General features: G+C 58.1%; 20 protein-coding genes. 12 read left to right on the top strand and 8 right to left on the bottom strand.

Translation table 11 applies throughout. The features are described from left to right. Positions 1-71: 71 nt before the first annotated feature. Entirely contained in the window at positions 72-1,190 is a 1,119-nt protein-coding gene (gene ald / locus GV827_RS12205) for an alanine dehydrogenase (RefSeq protein ID WP_164354077.1), read from the bottom strand. Positions 1,191-1,330: 140 nt separating this feature from the next. Between ald and GV827_RS12200 the strand changes: the two genes are divergently transcribed. The 3 genes from GV827_RS12200 to GV827_RS12190 all read left to right on the top strand — a co-directional run bounded on the left by GV827_RS12200 (position 1,331) and on the right by GV827_RS12190 (position 4,151). Beyond that, on the top strand, positions 1,331-1,789 hold the full coding sequence (locus GV827_RS12200) for an Lrp/AsnC family transcriptional regulator (protein WP_164354075.1): 459 nt from the start codon (positions 1,331-1,333) through the stop codon (positions 1,787-1,789). Then, a complete protein-coding gene (locus tag GV827_RS12195; RefSeq protein WP_164354074.1) occupies positions 1,786-3,372 on the top strand; it encodes a GMC family oxidoreductase in 1,587 nt (528 codons plus the stop codon). Before GV827_RS12200 ends, GV827_RS12195 begins: the two co-directional genes overlap by 4 nt. 131 nt (positions 3,373-3,503) lie before the next feature. Further along, positions 3,504-4,151: a Crp/Fnr family transcriptional regulator gene (locus tag GV827_RS12190; RefSeq protein WP_164354073.1), complete on the top strand. Its 648-nt coding sequence runs from the start codon at positions 3,504-3,506 to the stop codon at positions 4,149-4,151. Between the two features lie 590 nt (positions 4,152-4,741). Here GV827_RS12190 and rpsU read toward each other — a convergent pair. After that, a complete protein-coding gene (gene rpsU, locus GV827_RS12185; protein WP_007118112.1) occupies positions 4,742-4,948 on the bottom strand; it encodes a 30S ribosomal protein S21 in 207 nt (68 codons plus the stop codon). A 112-nt stretch (positions 4,949-5,060) separates the two neighbouring features. Here rpsU and GV827_RS12180 point away from each other — a divergent pair, with 112 nt between their 5' ends. After that, a complete protein-coding gene (locus GV827_RS12180; RefSeq protein ID WP_164354072.1) occupies positions 5,061-5,747 on the top strand; it encodes a COQ9 family protein in 687 nt (228 codons plus the stop codon). Here the strand turns inward: GV827_RS12180 and GV827_RS12175 are convergent. Then, positions 5,744-6,091, bottom strand: a complete 348-nt coding sequence (locus GV827_RS12175; protein ID WP_164354070.1) for a hypothetical protein — start codon at positions 6,089-6,091, stop codon at positions 5,744-5,746. The genes GV827_RS12180 and GV827_RS12175 overlap by 4 nt on opposite strands. Before the next feature lie 85 nt (positions 6,092-6,176). On the opposite strand from GV827_RS12175, the gene GV827_RS12170 reads away from it, so the two are divergent. The 4 genes from GV827_RS12170 (at position 6,177) to GV827_RS12155 (ending at position 9,189) form a co-directional block, all read left to right on the top strand. Next, positions 6,177-6,911 (top strand): energy-coupling factor ABC transporter ATP-binding protein, encoded by a 735-nt coding sequence (locus GV827_RS12170; protein ID WP_164354121.1) that lies wholly within the window; start codon positions 6,177-6,179, stop codon positions 6,909-6,911. Next, positions 6,886-7,482: an energy-coupling factor transporter transmembrane component T family protein gene (locus GV827_RS12165; protein ID WP_164354069.1), complete on the top strand. Its 597-nt coding sequence runs from the start codon at positions 6,886-6,888 to the stop codon at positions 7,480-7,482. Before GV827_RS12170 ends, GV827_RS12165 begins: the two co-directional genes overlap by 26 nt. Positions 7,483-7,547: 65 nt before the next feature. After that, the gene (locus GV827_RS12160; RefSeq protein ID WP_164354068.1) at positions 7,548-8,096 is read left to right on the top strand and encodes a biotin transporter BioY; all 549 of its coding nucleotides are present in this window, start codon (positions 7,548-7,550) and stop codon (positions 8,094-8,096) included. Between the two features lie 106 nt (positions 8,097-8,202). Further along, positions 8,203-9,189, top strand: a complete 987-nt coding sequence (locus GV827_RS12155) for an NAD(P)H-quinone oxidoreductase (RefSeq protein ID WP_164354067.1) — start codon at positions 8,203-8,205, stop codon at positions 9,187-9,189. Between the two features lie 297 nt (positions 9,190-9,486). Here the strand turns inward: GV827_RS12155 and GV827_RS12150 are convergent, their stop codons facing one another. Next, a complete protein-coding gene (locus GV827_RS12150) occupies positions 9,487-10,125 on the bottom strand; it encodes a ribonuclease T2 family protein (protein ID WP_164354066.1) in 639 nt (212 codons plus the stop codon). Between the two features lie 128 nt (positions 10,126-10,253). Between GV827_RS12150 and GV827_RS12145 the strand changes: the two genes are divergently transcribed. The 3 genes from GV827_RS12145 (at position 10,254) to GV827_RS12135 (ending at position 13,671) form a co-directional block, all read left to right on the top strand. Continuing rightward, positions 10,254-11,018 carry a DUF1013 domain-containing protein gene (locus GV827_RS12145; RefSeq protein ID WP_164354065.1) on the top strand — a complete coding sequence of 255 codons (765 nt, stop codon included), beginning with the start codon at positions 10,254-10,256 and terminating at the stop codon, positions 11,016-11,018. A 120-nt stretch (positions 11,019-11,138) separates the two neighbouring features. Then, positions 11,139-12,242: an endonuclease/exonuclease/phosphatase family protein gene (locus tag GV827_RS12140; RefSeq protein ID WP_164354064.1), complete on the top strand. Its 1,104-nt coding sequence runs from the start codon at positions 11,139-11,141 to the stop codon at positions 12,240-12,242. 250 nt (positions 12,243-12,492) lie between these two features. Beyond that, on the top strand, positions 12,493-13,671 hold the full coding sequence (locus GV827_RS12135) for a type III PLP-dependent enzyme (RefSeq protein ID WP_164354063.1): 1,179 nt from the start codon (positions 12,493-12,495) through the stop codon (positions 13,669-13,671). Positions 13,672-13,796: 125 nt separating this feature from the next. Here GV827_RS12135 and recR read toward each other — a convergent pair whose 3' ends face one another. The 4 genes from recR to GV827_RS12115 all read right to left on the bottom strand — a co-directional run bounded on the left by recR (position 13,797) and on the right by GV827_RS12115 (position 16,994). After that, positions 13,797-14,390 carry a recombination mediator RecR gene (gene recR, locus GV827_RS12130; RefSeq protein ID WP_164354062.1) on the bottom strand — a complete coding sequence of 198 codons (594 nt, stop codon included), beginning with the start codon at positions 14,388-14,390 and terminating at the stop codon, positions 13,797-13,799. Positions 14,391-14,418: 28 nt separating this feature from the next. Then, positions 14,419-14,763 carry a YbaB/EbfC family nucleoid-associated protein gene (locus tag GV827_RS12125; protein WP_164354061.1) on the bottom strand — a complete coding sequence of 115 codons (345 nt, stop codon included), beginning with the start codon at positions 14,761-14,763 and terminating at the stop codon, positions 14,419-14,421. A 51-nt stretch (positions 14,764-14,814) separates the two neighbouring features. Then, positions 14,815-16,560, bottom strand: coding sequence for a DNA polymerase III subunit gamma/tau (locus tag GV827_RS12120; protein WP_164354060.1), 1,746 nt, complete (start codon positions 16,558-16,560; stop codon positions 14,815-14,817). 71 nt (positions 16,561-16,631) lie between these two features. After that, a complete protein-coding gene (locus GV827_RS12115) occupies positions 16,632-16,994 on the bottom strand; it encodes a YidH family protein (protein WP_164354059.1) in 363 nt (120 codons plus the stop codon). Positions 16,995-17,057: 63 nt separating this feature from the next. On the opposite strand from GV827_RS12115, the gene ypfJ reads away from it, so the two are divergent. Next, positions 17,058-17,894 carry a KPN_02809 family neutral zinc metallopeptidase gene (ypfJ, locus tag GV827_RS12110; RefSeq protein WP_164354058.1) on the top strand — a complete coding sequence of 279 codons (837 nt, stop codon included), beginning with the start codon at positions 17,058-17,060 and terminating at the stop codon, positions 17,892-17,894. Positions 17,895-17,993: the final 99 nt, after the last annotated feature.

The raw sequence follows: 17,993 nt of genomic DNA, 5'->3' as shown, positions 1-17,993 counted from the left end.
GGCGGGCCTTTTTCGTTTGTGCCGTACTATCGAGCCATTGTGCCACAGACCCGGCGTTGAAACCCCGTAGGTTACTGCTTGAGGGCAAGACGAGGCGACAGAACATCGATCCCCAATGCCTTGCCCACGGCGTGATACGTCAGTTTGCCAGCGTGCACGTTCAGACCGTTCAGAAGGTGTTCGTCCTCCGCACAGGCGTCGCGCCAGCCCTTGTTTGCCAGATCCAGCATGAATGGCATTGTCGCATTACCCAGTGCGATGGTCGAGGTTCGTGCCACGGCACCGGGCATATTGGCCACGCAATAGTGCATGATGCCGTCAACTTCGTAAATCGGATCCTGATGGGTGGTCGCCTTTGACGTCTCGAAACAGCCACCCTGGTCAATCGCCACGTCTACCAACGCCGCACCCGGCTTTAGCTCTGCCAACTGCGCCTTGGATATAAGCTTGGGCGCCGCTGCGCCGGGAATGAGAACTGCGCCGATGATCAGGTCCGCTTCACGCGCCAGTTCGATTGTGTTCTGAGCCGAAGCGTACCGTGTCTTGAACAGACCGCTAAAGGCGTCATCAAGATACCGCATCCGGGTGAGGGAGCGGTCCAGCACTGTCACATCCGCGCCCATGCCAGCGGCGACCCGCGCCGCATGGGTGCCAACGACACCGCCGCCGATCACCATGACGTTGGCGGGCCCTACGCCGGGGACACCGCCCATCAATACGCCGCGGCCTCCGTTCGCCTTTTGCAAGGTCCAGGCACCGACCTGCGGTGCAAGCTTGCCCGCAACTTCGGACATGGGCGCCAGCAGTGGCAAACCACCCATGCGGTCAGTCACGGTTTCATATGCGATTGCGGTGCAGCCAGAGTCCATCAGGTCCTTTGTCTGCTCCGGGTCCGGCGCAAGGTGCAGGTAGGTAAACAGCACCTGACCTTCGCGCAGCATCTTGCGCTCCACCGCTTGGGGTTCCTTTACCTTGACGATCATATCAGCGCTGGCAAAGATTTCTTCGGCAGTGTCGATGATCTTGGCACCAGCGGCAGTGTATTGCGCATCATCAAAGCCAGCGCCGATACCCGCACCTTTCTGGATAATGACCTCGTGACCTGCGTTCACTGCTTCCAGTGCTGCACTTGGCGTCACGCCGACGCGAAATTCCTGTGGTTTGATCTCTGTTGGGCAACCGATTTTCATGGTGCTCTCCCTGATGTTCATAGTCTGCCTGCTATTTAGGCAAAACCAACCGCAAAGAGGCGCGAATTTTCCCTGTGTTCGATGCTGCGAATGGGATAGTCTTGCGGAAAAGACAAACTTAACGCGAGAAAGTTGCGTATATGAGCCTTGATGAGATTGATCGGCGTATCCTTCGCGCACTTCAGCGCAATGGACGAATGTCGAATTCAGAGCTGTCTGACGACGTGCATCTGTCCCCCTCCGCCTGCCACCGCCGTGTGCAAAGGATGGAGAAGGAAGGCTACATCCGCGACTATGTTGCGCTTCTGGATGCGCGCAAGCTGTCGGTGCCAACGACGGTGTTTGTAGAGATCACATTGCGTGGTCAAGCCGATGACATTCTGGACGCTTTCGAGAAATCGGTCGCCCGGATACCTGACGTGCTGGAGTGTCACCTGATGGCTGGAACGGCGGACTACCTGCTTAAGGTCGTGGCAGAGAATACGGAAGATTTCGCGCGCATTCACCGGCAGTATCTGGCGCGCCTACCGGGGGTACAGGGGATGCAATCCAGCTTTGCGTTGCGCACCGTCTTCAAGACCACGGCGCTGCCGGTATGAGCGGAGATTTCGACTATATCGTTGTCGGAGCAGGGAGTGCCGGCTGTGTCGTGGCAAACCGTCTGGCAAATGCAGGCCACCGCGTGCTGGTGTTGGAAGCAGGTGGAAAGGACAATTACCACTGGGTGCATATCCCGATGGGATACCTCTATTGCATCGGCAATCCACGCACTGACTGGATGTACAAGACCGCCGCTGAGGACGGATTGAACGGGCGTTCCTTGCTCTATCCCCGGGGAAAAGTGCTGGGCGGTTGTTCTTCGATCAACGGGATGCTGTACCTGCGCGGACAGGCGGCAGATTACGACGGTTGGCGGCAGATGGGCCTGGCGGGGTGGGGGTGGGACGACGTGCTGCCCTATTTCAAGAAATCCGAGGATTACGTGGATGGCCCTTCGGAGATGCACGGCACGGGAGGTGAGTGGCGCGTGGAAAACCAGCGTCTGCATTGGGATGTGCTGGATCACTGGATCGCGGCAGCAGAGGCTTGGGGGCTGCCGAGGGTGTCCGATTTCAATGCCGGTGACAATGAGGGTGTCGGGTACTTCCGCGTGAACCAGCGCAGCGGTTGGCGGATGAATACCGCCAAGGCGTTTTTACGCACGGTGACAGGTCCGGGGCTCAAGGTTGAAACGCAGGCGCATACTCGGCGTATCCTGTTGGAAGGCGGGCGTGCCGTCGGGGTGGAATACGAACGTGGCGGACAGACCCATCAGGCACGCGCCTCAGCAGAGGTAATTCTGTCCGCCGGGGCGGTGAATTCCCCTCAAATCTTGCAGCTTAGCGGGATCGGTCCCGGCGCATTGTTGCAACAACACGGGATAGAGGTTGCAGTAGACGCCCCGCAAGTGGGCGCGAATTTGCAGGATCACCTGCAGTTGCGCTGTGCATGGCGGCTGGAGGGGGCCGTGACACTTAACACGCTGGCAAACTCGCTATGGGGCAAAGCAAAGATTGGCTTGGAATATGCACTGAAACGCAGTGGGCCGATGTCGATGGCCCCAAGTCAGCTGGGCGCATTCTCCAAATCCCGGCCTGATCTGGCGACAGCGGATCTGGAGTATCACGTGCAGCCCTTGTCACTGGAAGCATTCGGCCAGCCGCTTCATGATTTCCCGGCGATCACGGCAAGTGTCTGCAATCTTCGCCCTGAAAGCCGCGGAACGGTGCAAATTGCCTCGGGCAATCCGCACGACGCACCCGTGATTGCGCCCAATTACCTGAGCACAACAGGCGACCGGCGCGTTGCGCGGGATGCAATCCGTCAGGCCCGGGCGATCATGGGGCAGGGGCCGATGCAGCGTTACGCCCCGCAAGAGATGAAGCCGGGTATTGAAGCAGAGGATGATGCCGCACTGGATCGCGCGGCAGGGGACATTGGAACAACCATTTTCCATCCAACCTGTACGGTGCGGATGGGCGGTGACGATGCACCCTTGGACCGCGAAATGAAGGTGAGGGGCGTGCAAGCACTACGCGTGGTGGATGCAAGCGCGATGCCCGCCATTACCAGCGGCAACACAAACGCACCGACGATCATGATGGCGGAAAAGGCCAGTGATATGATCTTGGGTTCAGGGTAACGTGAGCCGGAGCAGATCGAGTAATGATGGATTCGCCGGGATCGTCGGGTGATTTGACTATAGTCACGGACCCATCCGCTGTGATGCGGATCGCCAAACGGCTGTAATGTAACGAGAGACAGAAGTTTCCAATGGATCAAGCCACATTCTTTCTGGAAGCGTCTCATGAACTGCGCCGCCTTTTTGATCAGACATTTGTACCGCAACGGCTTAAGGCTGGCGAAACGCTCTTCGAGCAAGAGGATTTCGACGACAGGCTCTATGTTCTGGATGAGGGATTGCTTGAGGTCAGTGTCTATTCGGCATCGGGACGCAAGTTGTCTTTAAATCTGCTCCGCGCGGGGAGTGTGTTTGGTGAAATCGCGATGTTCGATCCCGGCCCGCGCACGGCCCGGATCGCTGCTGTCGAAGACTGCAAGTTGCGATCCATCAGTCAGTCTGCTGTCATCGCAGGGATTGAAACCGCGCCTCACCTTGCTGCAGAATTGCTGAGCTTTGCGGGCAAGCGGATGCGCTGGCTGAGCCAGCAAGTGGAGCATCAGGTGTTTTTGCCTCCGGCAGCAAGGCTGGCCGCGAAAGTCCTGTACCTTGCGGGCGGGGGTAATGAGATCACCATGTCTCAGGCGCAGCTGGCCGATTATGTCGGTGTCACACGCGAGGTTGTGTCCAAGACGCTGGCCGAATGGCAGCGCGAGGGATTTGTGGCGCTTTCACGTGGACGGCTGCAATTGATCGACGAGCAAGCGCTCGAAAATATCAAAAATTCAGAAATTGTTTAATTTTCTTTCCATTGTGTGAACCGCTTCACAGAGCCACCAGTCAAAGCGTGTCAAAACTTCCCCATGGTCATTACAGGCCAGGTCATCATAAGCGGAGGGGAAGCCGGAAGAAAGATCCAGACAAAACAGACCTTTACCTCTTTCGGGTCCGGGTAGCGCCACGTTCAGCCACCACGTTCAGATCGTTTCTAAAAAGCAAGATACAGTCACGTTGCGTTCCAATGTCAGGAAACTCCCACCCGGTGTGATGCCGGGCCTGCCAAGGAATTGCTCCAAGTATCGCGCAGCTGGTTTTCCCAACCACCGCAATATGCATTTACCTTGCGGAGTGCCGGAGATGTCCGGTGCCCACTGGGACCCAAAACGCCTCGGGATTATCTTCCCGATGTTCTGGGGCGCTACCCGCAATTACGGGTTTGGGCCATCGCTGGATCGCAGCAGAATTACCTGCGTACCGACCAGCGGTGGCCCTACTATTTCTGCCTGCCCTTTGAACGACAGGCGTTCACTGCTTTGTTCATGCAAAGAAAAACCCCCGCAGGGCAAACCTTGCGGGGGTCTAAATTTCTCAGCTTGCGCGTCAGAGTGACTTACATCATACCTTCGCGTTGCGCTTTTTTACGAGCCAACTTACGGGCCCGACGGATCGCTTCAGCTTTCTCGCGCGCTTTTTTCTCGGACGGCTTCTCGAAATGTTGCTTGAGCTTCATTTCACGGAATACGCCTTCGCGCTGTAGCTTTTTCTTCAGGGCCCGGAGGGCCTGATCGACATTGTTGTCGCGAACACTAACCTGCATGTGGTTGTCACCACCTTTCTAGATAAAGTTGCAAGGATTTGCAGGAAATCGCCCTATATCAAGACGAAAGACGTTTGTCGAGTCGCTTAAGCCTCATGCGAAGGAAGAAATCATGACCGATCCCAAAGACAGATTGCTGGATGCCGCCCTGCCACACGTGCCGTTTGATGGCTGGTCCCCGGCCACATTCAAGGCCGCGATGGCCGATTCCGAAATGGATCCAATTGTCGCGCGTGCGGTGTGCCCAAGGGGCGCAGTTGATCTGGCCGTGGCGTTTCACCATCGCGGGGATGAGAAAATGCTTGAAGCGCTGAAAGCGGAAGACCTGAGCGCGCTGCGCTTTCGCGACCGGATTGCGCGTGCGGTGCGCCTGCGGCTGGAAGTGATCGAGGACAAGGAAGCTGTGCGGCGCGGCACGACGCTGTTTGCTTTGCCTCCGTATGCGCCGGATGGGGCCAAGCTGGTATGGGGTACCTGTGACAAGATCTGGGATGCGCTCGGCGATACATCGACGGATTACAACTGGTACACCAAGCGGGCGACGCTGAGCGGCGTCTATTCCGCCACGGTAATCTTTTGGCTGGGCGACACAAGTGAGGGTCACGAGGCGACATGGGCGTTTCTGGACCGGCGCATAGACAACGTGATGCAGATCGAAAAGATCAAAGCGCAGGTGCAAAAGAGTCCAACACTGAGCAAGCTTTTTGCAGGGCCAAACTGGGTACTGAGCCAGATCAAGGCGCCGACAAAATTTCCGAAAGGGGATTTTCCTGGTTCGTGGACCGCGCCGCGGGATTAGCCCGCGAGCAACGTAAGCGACAGAAGGGCGACCACGCAGAGATTTGCGATCACGACAGGATGTAGAACGCGCACGGCTGCTGCCGTAAGTACTTTGTAAATGATTTGAAGCGGGAACAACGTCAGGGCCACGTTACGAGCGACATCGACGTTGCCCGCCACCATCTGGCCAAGCGCATAGAGGCTGATCGCCCCAATGGCGATGTAGATACACATCAGGATGCGTCGGGCTGGCGTATCGCCCCCGTAGACTTCAGTTATGCCGGGATGGTCACGCCAGATGCCAAGGCTCACCGTGAAAGTCAGCGTGGCGTTCAATAAGAAAGACAAGGCGTACAATAACATGACGCAGGAGGTAGTCCTGCCTTGCGGGTGATCAAGCACCCCTGTAGAGCATCCCCGCCGCAGTTCACCGCCCTTCGTGAGACATATGCCCTCCGTAACTTCGCCCCTGATTGATTTGCACGATGTGGCCTATGCTGCAGAAGGCAAGCAGATCCTGTCCGGTGTCACGATAAGAGCAGACGAACGCCGTATCGGAATCGTAGGGCGCAATGGTTCAGGCAAAACAAGCCTCGCGCGCGTCATGGCAGGGCTGATCCCGACTGATCAGGGCCGGGTCAGGATAGACGGCGTGGAGGTCGCACAGGATCGCAGGGCAGCGCTGCGGCGGGTCGGTATCCTGTTTCAAAACCCGGATCATCAGATTATCTTTCCCACGGTCGAAGAAGAAATCGCCTTTGGCCTGACACAGATGGGCCTGTCCAAGTCTGATGTGAAACGCGGCGTTCACAATGTATTGCGGCGGTTTGACAAGCTGCACTGGGCTCCGGCGGCAATTCACCAGCTTTCACAAGGTCAGCGACAGTTGGTGTGCCTGATGTCCGTACTGTGCATGGTCCCCAAGGTGATCATTCTGGATGAACCGTTTGCAGGTCTCGACATTCCGACCACCCGCCAGTTGGAGCGGGTCTTGGCTTCGCTTGATCTGACAATTGTCCACATCACACATGCACCTGACGCGGTGCGCGCCTATGACAGGGTTCTGTGGATCGACCAAGGGCGCGTCTTGCAAGACGGCGCGCCGCTGCCGGTGCTGGCCGCATTCAGTCGGCGCATGATGGAAATCGGAGACAGTGATGATCTCTCTGACCTCGCCGGTTAAGACTGCCGCGCACGGCTGGCCGGCGGGGGGCAAGCTGGCGTTGTTGTGTGCGGCAACTCTGGTGCTGTTCGCGGTTGACGGCGCTGCATTGCATCTGGGATTTCTGGCAGCAACTGCGGTCCTTTATGCCTTGCCCGGACGGATATTTCTGGGCGCGGGGTTAAAGCGGCTATTCGTGCTTTGGCCCTTTGTAGCGTTGATTCTTCTATGGCACCTGATCACCGATGATGGTGCGGCAGGCGCGACCATAGCGTTGCGGATGGTCACGGCTGTTGCGCTTGCCAATCTGGTCACCATGACAACACGGTTGAGCGACATGATGACAGTCGTGCGTTGGCTGACAACGCCGCTGCGCCGCTTTGGCGTGGGAACGCAAAGCATCGAATTGGCGATGGCGCTGGTCATACGCTTCACGCCAGTGTTGGCGAATAAGGGGCAGGCGCTGTCCATGGCGTGGCGTGCGCGGTCAGTGCGGCGACCGGGATGGCGGATTGTACTGCCCTTTGCAGTGACCGCCATTGATGACGCAGAGCATGTGGCCGAGGCATTGCGTGCGCGTGGGGGACTTTAGGTAACCGGTTGAAGACACGAGTGTTTCGGGCTAGCGCCTCCGCGAGTCAAATAAAAGGAATTCCCATGGAACGCTCTGTCGCCCTGATCGCCATTTTCGCCGCCCTGATCGCTGCGCTTGGCTTGTTGCCCAACCTGATGTTGACCTCCGGTGTGCCAATCACCGCGCAAAGCCTTGGCGTAATGCTATGCGGTACGGTTCTGGGGGCCAAGCGAGGCGGGCTCGCAGTGCTTCTTTTTGTTGGGTTGGTTGCCCTTGGACTTCCTCTTTTGTCCGGTGGGCGCGGTGGTCTTGGGGTCTTTGCCGGACCGACAATGGGTTTTGTCGTGGGCTTCCCCATCGCAGCGTTTACGGCAGGCTTCGTGATGGAGCAGTTGCGGTCCTTGCCTGTCGGGTTGGCAGCGGGGATTGCTGCCGCCGTGGGTGGCATTCTGGTGCTTAATATCTTTGGGGTCGCGGGCTTTATGATGGTGCTCAACAAAAGCTTGATTGAAACGCTCACGGTTTTCAGCGTTTATATTCCCGGCGATATCATCAAGGTCGTGCTGACTGGGCTGATTACATCAGGTCTGGCCCGCGCCCGACCTGCAAGTGTCCTGTCCCGAACAGAATAATTCGGCTGCGGTCCAAACCCTGCACATTGGCAGGTTGCACTAACTGGGTGCGCCCGCCGCCGCGACGTTCTAGGTTAAGGAAAGAACGAATGAAATGGAGGTTCAGATGACCGGAACTATGCGCGCAATGGAAATCACCGAAGCAGGTGGGCCAGAAGTACTGCAGCTTTGTGAACGCCCCATGCCTGAGCCTAAGCACGGCCAAGTTGTGATCAAGGTGGCCTATGCCGGGGTCAATCGCCCTGACGCGCTTCAACGTGCCGGCATGTACGCACCGCCCCCCACGGCCAGTGATCTGCCGGGGCTTGAGGCGTCGGGCGAGGTTGTTCAAGTCGGCGAAGGCGTCGCGGATGTCGCGGTGGGTGATCAGGTCTGTGCGCTGTTACCGGGCGGTGGTTACGCTGAATATGTCGCCACCCCTGCGGCACATTGCCTGCGCGTGCCAAAGGGCATGGGGATGAAAGAGGCTGCTTGCCTGCCCGAAACCTTTTATACCGTCTGGTCAAATGTATTCATGCGCGGCGGACTGAAGGCCGGAGAGCGGTTTCTGGTGCATGGCGGATCGTCTGGTATCGGAACGACGGCAATCCAGTTGGCACATACCTTCGGCGCACGGGTTTTCGCCACGGCAGGGACAGATCGCAAATGTGCTGCCTGCGTTGATCTCGGGGCTGAGGCTGCGATCAACTACCGCGATACGGACTTCGTGGATGTGATGCAGGCCGAGGGCGGGGCGGACCTGATCCTTGATATGGTCGGCGGTGGTTATATTCCGCGCAACCTGACTGCGTTGGCCGAAGACGGTCGCCTTGTACAGATCGCCTTTCTGCAAGGCCCAAAGGTCGAAGTGAACTTTGCGACGCTGATGACCCGACGGCTGACGATGACCGGATCGACCCTGCGCCCACAAAGCGATCTGGCCAAGGCACGCATCGCGCAAGAGCTGCGCGAGGCGGTGTGGCCGCTGTTGGATGAGGGTCGCGTTGCCCCGGTGATGGACAGTACTTTTGATCTGGAGGCAGCGGCAGAGGCCCATGCGCGGATGGAAAGTAGCGGGCATATCGGAAAGATCGTGCTTGGAGTAGGCGGCTAATGCAGGTGGCGCAGGCAGGCTTGCGCCACTCGATATTTCCGTTTCCGCGTTGAATCACTCGGTCAAGAACGGGTGGTCCGATCCACCAGCATCGGTGCTACAGCGTCCCCGTTCAAAATGAGTAACCTTTTGTTAACCAGAATCAGGGTTTTTTGCGCCTCCGGTACAGGCTGAAGAGCCGATGAAGGTACCACGAGTAAGCGGTTGCTTTCTTGGAAAAGAGGAGAGGCGCACACCTCTCCTCTTTTTGTCTTCAACGGGAAGCTGACGGCGCCTTTTGACGTTGTCTATTGTTGCTTATCTTACCGGCGCAAACAGCGCTTTTTTCAGTTTGCAATCGCGCACCACGTCTTGCCCGCAAGGCACCGGGTCCAGCGATTTGGAAAGGCAAATCCGAGCCTCGTGTATTTGATCCGCGCGGCAGGTGATGGTGACGCCGTCGGCTTCCATCGCGGGATTGGACTGCAGAAAGGCGTCTTCGACCACGGTTGCGGGCAACCTCACATGCCGCTTGAGTTTGCGGAAGATTTCAGGCCGGGTGACCCGGGCATATGCATCACGGGACAAGGCATAATAGCTTGTCGCTGAAAGCCCGGTGCAGGTGCCATGTTTCTTCCACTGATGCCAAGCCAGGCCACTGGTGCCCATGATATCGGCCATGTCGCGTGTCATGCGGCGGGTTGGTGGGCGCTCGGCGGTTTGGCAAAATGACGGATAGCCTCGATGAAACTGGGGCCAGAGGCCATGGAGAATCCACCCATGACCAGTGCCTTTCTCGCATTGCGGTGAATCGCGCGCGTCGCCTTCGCGCAGGCACCAGTTTGGCGACCAGCTGAGCGAGACGACATAGTAATCGAACTCTCCCGCACGTTCGCCTTCAGCGGCGGCAGTCACGGCAATGAGCGCGGCCAGCAGGCCAGCGAGGAGCATGCGCATTGGGTCTTTCCTTATTTCTCGACCCTCAGTATAAGGCGGCCAAGTTCCCCGACAATGGAAACCGTCTCGGCCCACCGAGACAGCCCTTTCAGGCGACGGGAAAGTTGCGTTTTGAAGGAGAGATCATCATGGCAAAACCTATTATGGCCAAAGCGACCGCGGTATGGCTGGTCGACAACACCACCATCAGCTTCAAACAGATTGCTGACTTTGTCGGCATGCATGAGCTGGAAGTGCAGGGCATTGCCGATGGCGACGTGGCGCAGGGTGTCAAAGGCTTCGATCCGATTGCGAACAACCAGCTGACCCAGGAAGAAATTAATGCAGCGCAGGAGAATCCGCTGCATAAACTGACGCTGAAGTTCAACGCTGCGGCGCAAGGCGAAGAAAAGCGGCGCGGACCTCGGTATACACCGTTGTCCAAGCGGCAGGACCGTCCTGCATCCATTCTTTGGCTGGTGAAATTCCACCCGGAACTTACCGACGGTCAGATCGGTAAGCTGGTAGGGACAACAAAACCCACCATTCAGGCGATCCGCGAGCGGACCCATTGGAACATTTCGAACATCCAGCCTATCGATCCCGTCGCACTCGGGCTGTGCAAACAATCCGAGCTTGATGCGGCCGTGCAGAAAGCTGCAGCCAAGAAAGCCGCCGCCGGCGATGTCATGAGCGATGATGAACGTCGCAAACTGGTCAGCACCGAGCAGAGCCTTGAAATGGAAGCTGAGCCGAAGATCCCGACAGCGATTGAAGGGCTGGAAACCTTTACCCTGTCCGGTGACGACGCGGATGGCGAAGAGAAAGACGACAGCAACTATGCGGACGCGGACAGTTTCTTCTCTTTGCCTGAAGGGGATGACGACGCGGATGAGGATGATAGCAAGTCTTGACCTGATGGCGGTTGAGCGGAACAAATGTCCTTAGTTATCGTTGAATGATATGAAAGGCGCGGACGATTGGGTCTGCGCCTTTTTTGCAGTCCCGGTCCAGGTGAACAGAAGGGCGCGATCATGAACATCTGGGGTTATGGCCTTTTCGGACTTCTGACCACCTTCCTTGTGTTCGCGACGATCCTACCGCTCAGCAAGGTGCCATTTGGCGCGATCCGTGGTCTGGACTTCCCGCGTCAGCAATATTTCGTTTTGTCGATCATATTGTTTGCATCTTCTATTGCTTTCATACCCGGATTGGCAGGCGTCTCATTGGCCGTGCTTGCGTTCGTCTTGGGTGCGGTTCAACTTCTCTACATTGTCAAATTCACGCCGGTGTGGGCAAAGCAATCCGTTGACGCGTCAGACGCCTTGAGGCGTGGCGTGGATCATCAGGTCAGCATGTTGGCGTCGAATATCAAGATGTCCAATCGCGACTATGACGCGCTGGTCCGGCTTGTACTTGAGCGTAAACCCGACATCGTGATGGCCATTGAGGTGGATAAGCACTGGGTGGATGCCCTGAAATCGGCCCTTGGAGATCATTTTGATCATTGGATCGAAGTACCCAGGGACAACGGATACGGTCTGCTCATCATGTCAAAGCTGCCTTTGACAGAGGTAGAGGTGCGCGATCTGATCACAAAGGACGTCCCATCGGCGCGGATGCGGGTGACACTTCGCAATGGCGAGGCGTTCCGGCTTTATGTCGTGCATCCTGAACCGCCGGTCATGAGCCACGACACCAAGGGCCGCGACGGAGAGATTGCCATGGTGGGCCTTGAGGCTGCGAATGATAATTTGCCAGCGGTTGTCGCGGGCGATCTGAACGATGTCGCGTGGTCGACGACGACGCGGCGTTTTCAGCGGCTTTCAGGTCTGCTTGATCCGCGGGTCGGCCGGGGGTTTTTCAACACGTTCAGTGCCACAATGCCATGGATGCGGTGGCCGCTGGATCATCTGTTCCACGATCCAAAGTTCCGATTGATCGAGATGCGGCGGTTGACCAAAGTCGGCTCGGATCATTTTCCAATGTGGTTTGTGCTGGCGCTGGCCACGACGGAGGCAGAAGAAGCCTCTCCGGGAGAGGCTGGCGATGGCGAAGCATTTGAGGCCAAGCGAATGATTGTAGAAGAACAAAAGCGCGATCGTGGGCCAATTGGAAGCGATTGGGAAGATGACTAGATATTTGGATCTAGAGCCTTTTTGCTGCGCCAAAGAGAGCACAGGATTTGGGGTATCAAATTTATTTTTGTCACAAGCAATTTTCGGACTTGTACGAATCTGAAACTGGCGTAAATGGCGCAACACAGACGCCAACGCACGCACCTCTGGCCGGTCAGATCATACCCTGACTGACCCGCGTTTATGTAGCGACGGTAACGTCTCTTGAAATGACATATGGGGGCACTCTTGCCCCATCTGCTCTTTGGAGATGACCATGAACGCTACAGTCCCCGGCGCCCTGCGCGCCGCCTCCCCTGTTTACGCTGATCCTGCTGCGGCCTATATCGCGGCGAATGAATTCGACCGCCCGACACTGGTGGTCAGCCGCGACCGTATTGCCGCACAATATGACGCCTTGCACGCGGGTCTGGGACGCGCGCACATCCATTACGCGGTAAAGGCAAACCCGGCAGCTCAGGTCATTCGCACTTTGGTTGCCAAGGGTTCCGGTTTCGATTGCGCCTCACGTGGTGAGATCGAGCTGTGCCTGTCGCAGGGCGCAAAACCCGACCACATCTCGTTTGGCAACACGATCAAGCGCGCATCTGATGTAGCTTATGCGCATAGTGTTGGCGTTACGCTGTTCGCCGCCGATAGCGAGGCGGAGCTGGACAAGATCGCGGCACACGCACCCGGTGCCCGCGTATACATTCGCCTGATCGTCGAAAATTCGATGGCTGACTGGCCGCTGAGCCGCAAGTTTGGCTGTGCTGCTTCTGCCCTGCCGGATCTGCTCGACTACGCAAAGGCGCTGGGTTTGACGCCTTATGGGCTGTCTTTTCACGTCGGTTCTCAGACCCGCAAATCTGAATTCTGGAATCCTGTTCTGGATCAGGTGGCGCCGCTTTGGCACGCAGCGCGTGCTGCCGGTCATGACTTGCAGCTGTTGAACCTTGGTGGCGGTTTCCCTGCTTTTTACGGTGAAAGCATCGAAGCGCCCCGCCTTTATGCTGCCCGCGTCATTGAGGCAGTTGAGGCGCGTTTTGGCTTTGTCCCGCACCTGATGGCAGAGCCCGGTCGCGGGCTGGTGGCCGAAGCGGGACACATTGCGTCCGAGGTTATGCTGGTGTCACGCAAATCTGCGGATGACGTGCACCGTTGGGTCTATCTGGACGTCGGTCGCTTTTCTGGCCTGGCCGAAACAGAGGGTGAGGCAATCCGCTATCAGCTGGTGACGCCGCATGATGGTGGTGAAGTTGGCCCATGTGTACTTGCAGGACCCTCTTGCGATAGCGCTGATATCTTGTATGAAAATAGACCAGTGTTGTTGCCAATCGCCTTGCGCGACGGTGACAAGGTGATGATCCGGAACTGCGGCGCGTACACAAGTTCGTACAGCTCTGTTGGTTTCAACGGATTTCCCCCGCTGGATGTGATCGTTCTCTGAACGGATCGCGTCGCGGAGGATCAGGCCGTCTGCTTTGGGAGGGGCAGGCGGCCGTCTTATTTTCGGAACAGTTGGCTGGTGCCTTGCCTTGAATGGCTTTGGCGCTGTCCGATTGCGAAACTCGGCTACAGCGATTTCCGCGCGCGCATCGCGGCGGTGATGGTGCCATCGTCGAGGTAATCCAGTTCTCCTCCGATGGGGACACCTTGGGCGAGTGACGTAAGCGTGACCTGACCGTCAAGCTGATCAGCGATATAATGCGCCGTGGTTTGCCCATCGATGGTCGCGTTCAGGGCAAGGATCACTTCGGTGATGTTCTCGGTCGACACACGGTCGATGAGCCTTGGGATACGCAGCTCTTGTGGTCCGATGGCATCAAGCGCGGACAGTGTGCCGCCAAGGACGTGGTAGCGTCCCTTGAATACGCCCGAGCGTTCCATCGCCCAAAGGTCCGCCACATCCTCAACCACGCACAATTCTCCGTTCGCGCGTTTCTCTGAGGTGCAAATGTCGCAAATATCCGACGTGCCCACGTTGCCGCAGTTCAGGCATTCGCGTGCTGTTACCGCGACTGTTTGCATCAGATCTGCCAAAGGGGTCAGCAACAGCGCACGTTTGCGTATAAGGTGCAGCACCGCGCGACGGGCCGACCTTGGGCCAAGCCCCGGCAGCTTGGCCATCATGTCGATCAGGGCGTCGATTTCGCGGGTTGAACTCACGGCAAGGACCCTGTGTTGAAAGACCGGATCAGAACGGCAGCTTCATGTCCGCAGGCAGCCCCATGCCTTCTGTTAGCTTTGCCATTTCTTCCTGCGCGCGCTGGGTCGCCTTGGCCTGTGCGTCTTTGATCGCCGCAAGGATCAGGTCTTCGACAACTTCCTTGTCATCGCCATTAAAGATCGATGGGTCGATGTCGAGTGATTTCAGCTCGCCTTTGGCGGTGCAGGTTGCTTTGACCAGACCCGCGCCGCTTTCGCCGGTCACCATGATATTGGCCATGTCTTCCTGCAACTGGGCCATCTTGCCCTGCATTTCCTGCGCTTTTTTCATCATGCCGGCCATATCGCCAAGCGCACCTAGTCCTTTGAGCATTGCTCTCTCCTGATCTGGTTTGTTTCTATATGCGGTTCTGTTCGACCGGGATCAACCGTCCTCGAAAGGGTCCCATTCATCTTCGACCTCTGGCAACGCCTCCTCGACCGCCTCGGCGGCGATCTGTTCGGGGGTGCGGATGGCAGTGATCTTGGCGTGCGGGAACTTGGCCAGGACGGCTTGCATCAACGGATGTGCCTCTGCATCAGCCTTGAGAGCCAGTTCCTTGGCGTCGCGCACTTCTGCGATGGTTTCCCTGCCTCCATCGTTCACAATCGTCACGGCCCAACGGTTGCCTGTCCAGCCCTGCAGGCGGTGGCCGAGGCGCTGGGCAAGGTCGCGGGGGGCCTTGTCGGTCGGGACGAATTCGATGCGTCCGGGTTGATAGGCGGCAAGGCGCAGGGTGGTTTCTACTTCGACCAGCAGTTTCACGTCGCGGTTGGCACGGATCAATTCAACTACGTGGTCAAAGGTCGGAAAGCGGGAGAGCGCAGCGTCAATGTCTTGTGCCAGGGCTGTGGTTTGCCCGGCGGCCGTCGGGTTGGACGCCATGCGTGTCTGGGCCTGCTGGACAGCTTGGGCGCCGGACGGTGCGGACGACGAGCCTCCACCTAACGGCGAAGAGGCGGGTGGCGGTGTGGTGTTATGCAGCTTGCGCACCAGTTCTTCGGGGCTGGGCAGATCGGCCACATGTGTCAGACGGATAATTGCCATTTCCGCAGCCATCATCGCATTGGGCGCATTGGCGACCTCATCAAGCGCCTTAAGCAGCATTTGCCACAGGCGGGTGAGCACACGCATGGGCAGCGCGTCGGCCATCTGCTTGCCGCGGTCCCGCTCTTCCGGAGAGATCGTCGGGTCTTCGGCGGCGTCCGGTGTGATTTTGACGACCGACACCCAATGCGTGATCTCGGCAAGGTCACGGAGGACGGCCATCGGATCAGCACCATCGGCATATTGCGCCGATAGCTCGGTCAGGGCACCAGCGGCGTCGCCCTTCAGGATCATATCAAACAGGTCCAGCACGCGGCCCCGGTCGGCAAGACCCAGCATCGCGCGGACCTGATCTGCGGTGGTTTCGCCCGCGCCGTGGCTGATGGCCTGATCCAGCAGCGACAGCGCGTCGCGCACAGATCCTTCTGCCGCGCGGGTGATCAGGGCGTAGGCATCCTGTGCCACCTCTGCCCCTTCGGCCGCCGCAATCTTTTTCAACAGGGCAATCATTACTTCCGGCTCAATCCGGCGCAAATCGAAGCGCTGGCAGCGGGACAGGACCGTGACGGGCACCTTGCGGATTTCCGTGGTCGCAAAGATGAACTTGACGTGCTCTGGTGGTTCTTCCAGCGTTTTGAGCAGCGCGTTAAACGCCCCGGTGGACAGCATGTGCACTTCGTCGATGATGTACACTTTGTACCGGGCGGAAGCGGCGCGGTAATGCACGCTGTCGATGATCTCGCGGATGTTGGCGACGCCGGTGTTCGATGCGGCGTCCATTTCCATCACGTCAACATGGCGGCCTTCCATGATGGCGGTGCAATGCTCGCACACGCCACAGGGTTCGGTCGTCGGGCCGCTGTTGCCGTCAGGCCCAATGCAGTTCATGCCTTTTGCGATGATCCGGGCGGTCGTCGTCTTACCAGTCCCGCGGATGCCCGTCATGATGAAGGCCTGCGCGATGCGATCAGCCTCGAACGCATTTTTCAGCGTGCGCACCATTGCGTCCTGCCCCACCAGATCGGCAAAGGTTTCGGGCCGGTATTTACGGGCCAATACGCGATATGCGGATGTGTCGGACATGAAGGCTCCGTGAGCGGGGGATTCGGATCAGAGGCGCAGGGTAGGACGGGTGGACAGGCGCGGCAACCGGTTCAGAGAGCCCAAAGGATGGCGCCCACGGCGATGGCCCCGAAACCGAATACAATCGAAAGAATGCGCATGCGGTTCATCGGCTGGGCATGGGCCTCGTTATCATTCAGGCGACCCAGCGTTTTGCACGCGGCCTCTTGCGCGGCCCAAAAGATGTAGACCGCCAAGATGATGAAGATTGTCGCAATGCCCTTGGCCACCCAAGTTGGCTCAAATTCGCCAAATACGGCGCGCAAACCCACTGCCAGCGCCACCGACGCCATACCGGTGCGCATCCAGCCCGCAAAAGTACGTTCATTTGCCAGAATGGTGCGGTCTTCGGCCCAGTCGGTGCGGTCTTGTGCCAGTTCATTGCTACTGCTCATTGAACTATTGTGCGGGCGGCGCGTTCGACTGACAATAGGCGCTACTGAAAAAGGGAGCATCGCATGCGGCTCAGAGGAATCAGGCGCAGTCGGAACGTTGAAGTGCGGGGCGGGCGCCGTGGCGGTAGGGTAGGCGGCATAGGAATTGCCGGTGTGCTGGTCGTCTTGGCAATCGGATATTTCACCGGAATTGATGTCAGCCCGCTGTTGCAGGGCGCAGGTCAGCCCCAGACCCAGCAAAGTACGCCGGTTACCGAAGGCGACAGCCGCGCGACGCAGTTTTCGGCGCAGGTTCTGGCCACGACCGAAGATGTCTGGACGCAGGTGTTTCAAGAACAGTTGGGCCGGGACTACGTTCCCCCCAAGCTTGTTGTGTTCTCGGGCGTGACACAAAGCCCTTGTGGCGGCGCATCCGGTGCGACTGGGCCGTTTTACTGCCCGGCAGACAGCAAGGCCTATCTGGATACGCAATTTTTCACCATGCTGGACCGTCAGATGGGGGCGGGGGGCGATTTCGCGGCGGCCTATGTGATCGCCCATGAGGTCGCGCATCATGTTCAAAACGAATTGGGTATCCTGCCCAAGGTCAATGCGGCCCGCCAGCAATCAAGCAAGGCCGAAGCCAATGCACTTACGGTACGGCTGGAGCTGATGGCGGATTGCCTGTCGGGCGTCTGGGCACGAAATGTGCAAGGCTTGATGGAACGGGGCGACCTGCAGGAAGCGTTGAACGCCGCCCGCAAGATTGGGGATGATTACTTGCAGCAACGGGCCGGACGTGTGCCTCAGCCGCATACCTTCACCCACGGTACATCAGAGCAACGTGCGCGGTGGTTCGCGCAAGGTTATGAGACCGGTGCGGTGGGCCAATGTGATACGTTTGCGGCTGATCAGCTTTAGCAGACCACCAACACCCTCGGCATGCGCAGAACACAAATTAATCGCGCAGCCTCAAGGTATCCAATGAACTTTCAGACGTGCGATGTAATTCTTCTGGAG

The organism is Sulfitobacter sediminilitoris (assembly GCF_010667575.1).
Lineage (GTDB): Bacteria > Pseudomonadota > Alphaproteobacteria > Rhodobacterales > Rhodobacteraceae > Sulfitobacter > Sulfitobacter sediminilitoris.
Note: the sequence above shows the minus strand (reverse complement) of the source record. Positions and strands in the feature narration are given on the sequence as shown.

Excerpts from the sequence above, each read along its gene's own strand:
- ald (WP_164354077.1), bottom strand. The coding sequence starts at position 1,190 with ATGAAAATCGGTTGCCCAACAGAGATCAAACCACAGGAATTTCGCGTC.
- GV827_RS12200 (WP_164354075.1), top strand. The coding sequence starts at position 1,331 with ATGAGCCTTGATGAGATTGATCGGCGTATCCTTCGCGCACTTCAGCGC.
- GV827_RS12195 (WP_164354074.1), top strand. The coding sequence starts at position 1,786 with ATGAGCGGAGATTTCGACTATATCGTTGTCGGAGCAGGGAGTGCCGGC.
- GV827_RS12190 (WP_164354073.1), top strand. The coding sequence starts at position 3,504 with ATGGATCAAGCCACATTCTTTCTGGAAGCGTCTCATGAACTGCGCCGC.
- rpsU (WP_007118112.1), bottom strand. The coding sequence starts at position 4,948 with ATGCAGGTTAGTGTTCGCGACAACAATGTCGATCAGGCCCTCCGGGCC.
- GV827_RS12180 (WP_164354072.1), top strand. The coding sequence starts at position 5,061 with ATGACCGATCCCAAAGACAGATTGCTGGATGCCGCCCTGCCACACGTG.
- GV827_RS12175 (WP_164354070.1), bottom strand. The coding sequence starts at position 6,091 with ATGTTATTGTACGCCTTGTCTTTCTTATTGAACGCCACGCTGACTTTC.
- GV827_RS12170 (WP_164354121.1), top strand. The coding sequence starts at position 6,177 with ATGCCCTCCGTAACTTCGCCCCTGATTGATTTGCACGATGTGGCCTAT.
- GV827_RS12165 (WP_164354069.1), top strand. The coding sequence starts at position 6,886 with ATGATCTCTCTGACCTCGCCGGTTAAGACTGCCGCGCACGGCTGGCCG.
- GV827_RS12160 (WP_164354068.1), top strand. The coding sequence starts at position 7,548 with ATGGAACGCTCTGTCGCCCTGATCGCCATTTTCGCCGCCCTGATCGCT.
- GV827_RS12155 (WP_164354067.1), top strand. The coding sequence starts at position 8,203 with ATGACCGGAACTATGCGCGCAATGGAAATCACCGAAGCAGGTGGGCCA.
- GV827_RS12150 (WP_164354066.1), bottom strand. The coding sequence starts at position 10,125 with ATGCGCATGCTCCTCGCTGGCCTGCTGGCCGCGCTCATTGCCGTGACT.
- GV827_RS12145 (WP_164354065.1), top strand. The coding sequence starts at position 10,254 with ATGGCAAAACCTATTATGGCCAAAGCGACCGCGGTATGGCTGGTCGAC.
- GV827_RS12140 (WP_164354064.1), top strand. The coding sequence starts at position 11,139 with ATGAACATCTGGGGTTATGGCCTTTTCGGACTTCTGACCACCTTCCTT.
- GV827_RS12135 (WP_164354063.1), top strand. The coding sequence starts at position 12,493 with ATGACCATGAACGCTACAGTCCCCGGCGCCCTGCGCGCCGCCTCCCCT.
- GV827_RS12125 (WP_164354061.1), bottom strand. The coding sequence starts at position 14,763 with ATGCTCAAAGGACTAGGTGCGCTTGGCGATATGGCCGGCATGATGAAA.
- GV827_RS12120 (WP_164354060.1), bottom strand. The coding sequence starts at position 16,560 with ATGTCCGACACATCCGCATATCGCGTATTGGCCCGTAAATACCGGCCC.
- GV827_RS12115 (WP_164354059.1), bottom strand. The coding sequence starts at position 16,994 with ATGAGCAGTAGCAATGAACTGGCACAAGACCGCACCGACTGGGCCGAA.
- ypfJ (WP_164354058.1), top strand. The coding sequence starts at position 17,058 with ATGCGGCTCAGAGGAATCAGGCGCAGTCGGAACGTTGAAGTGCGGGGC.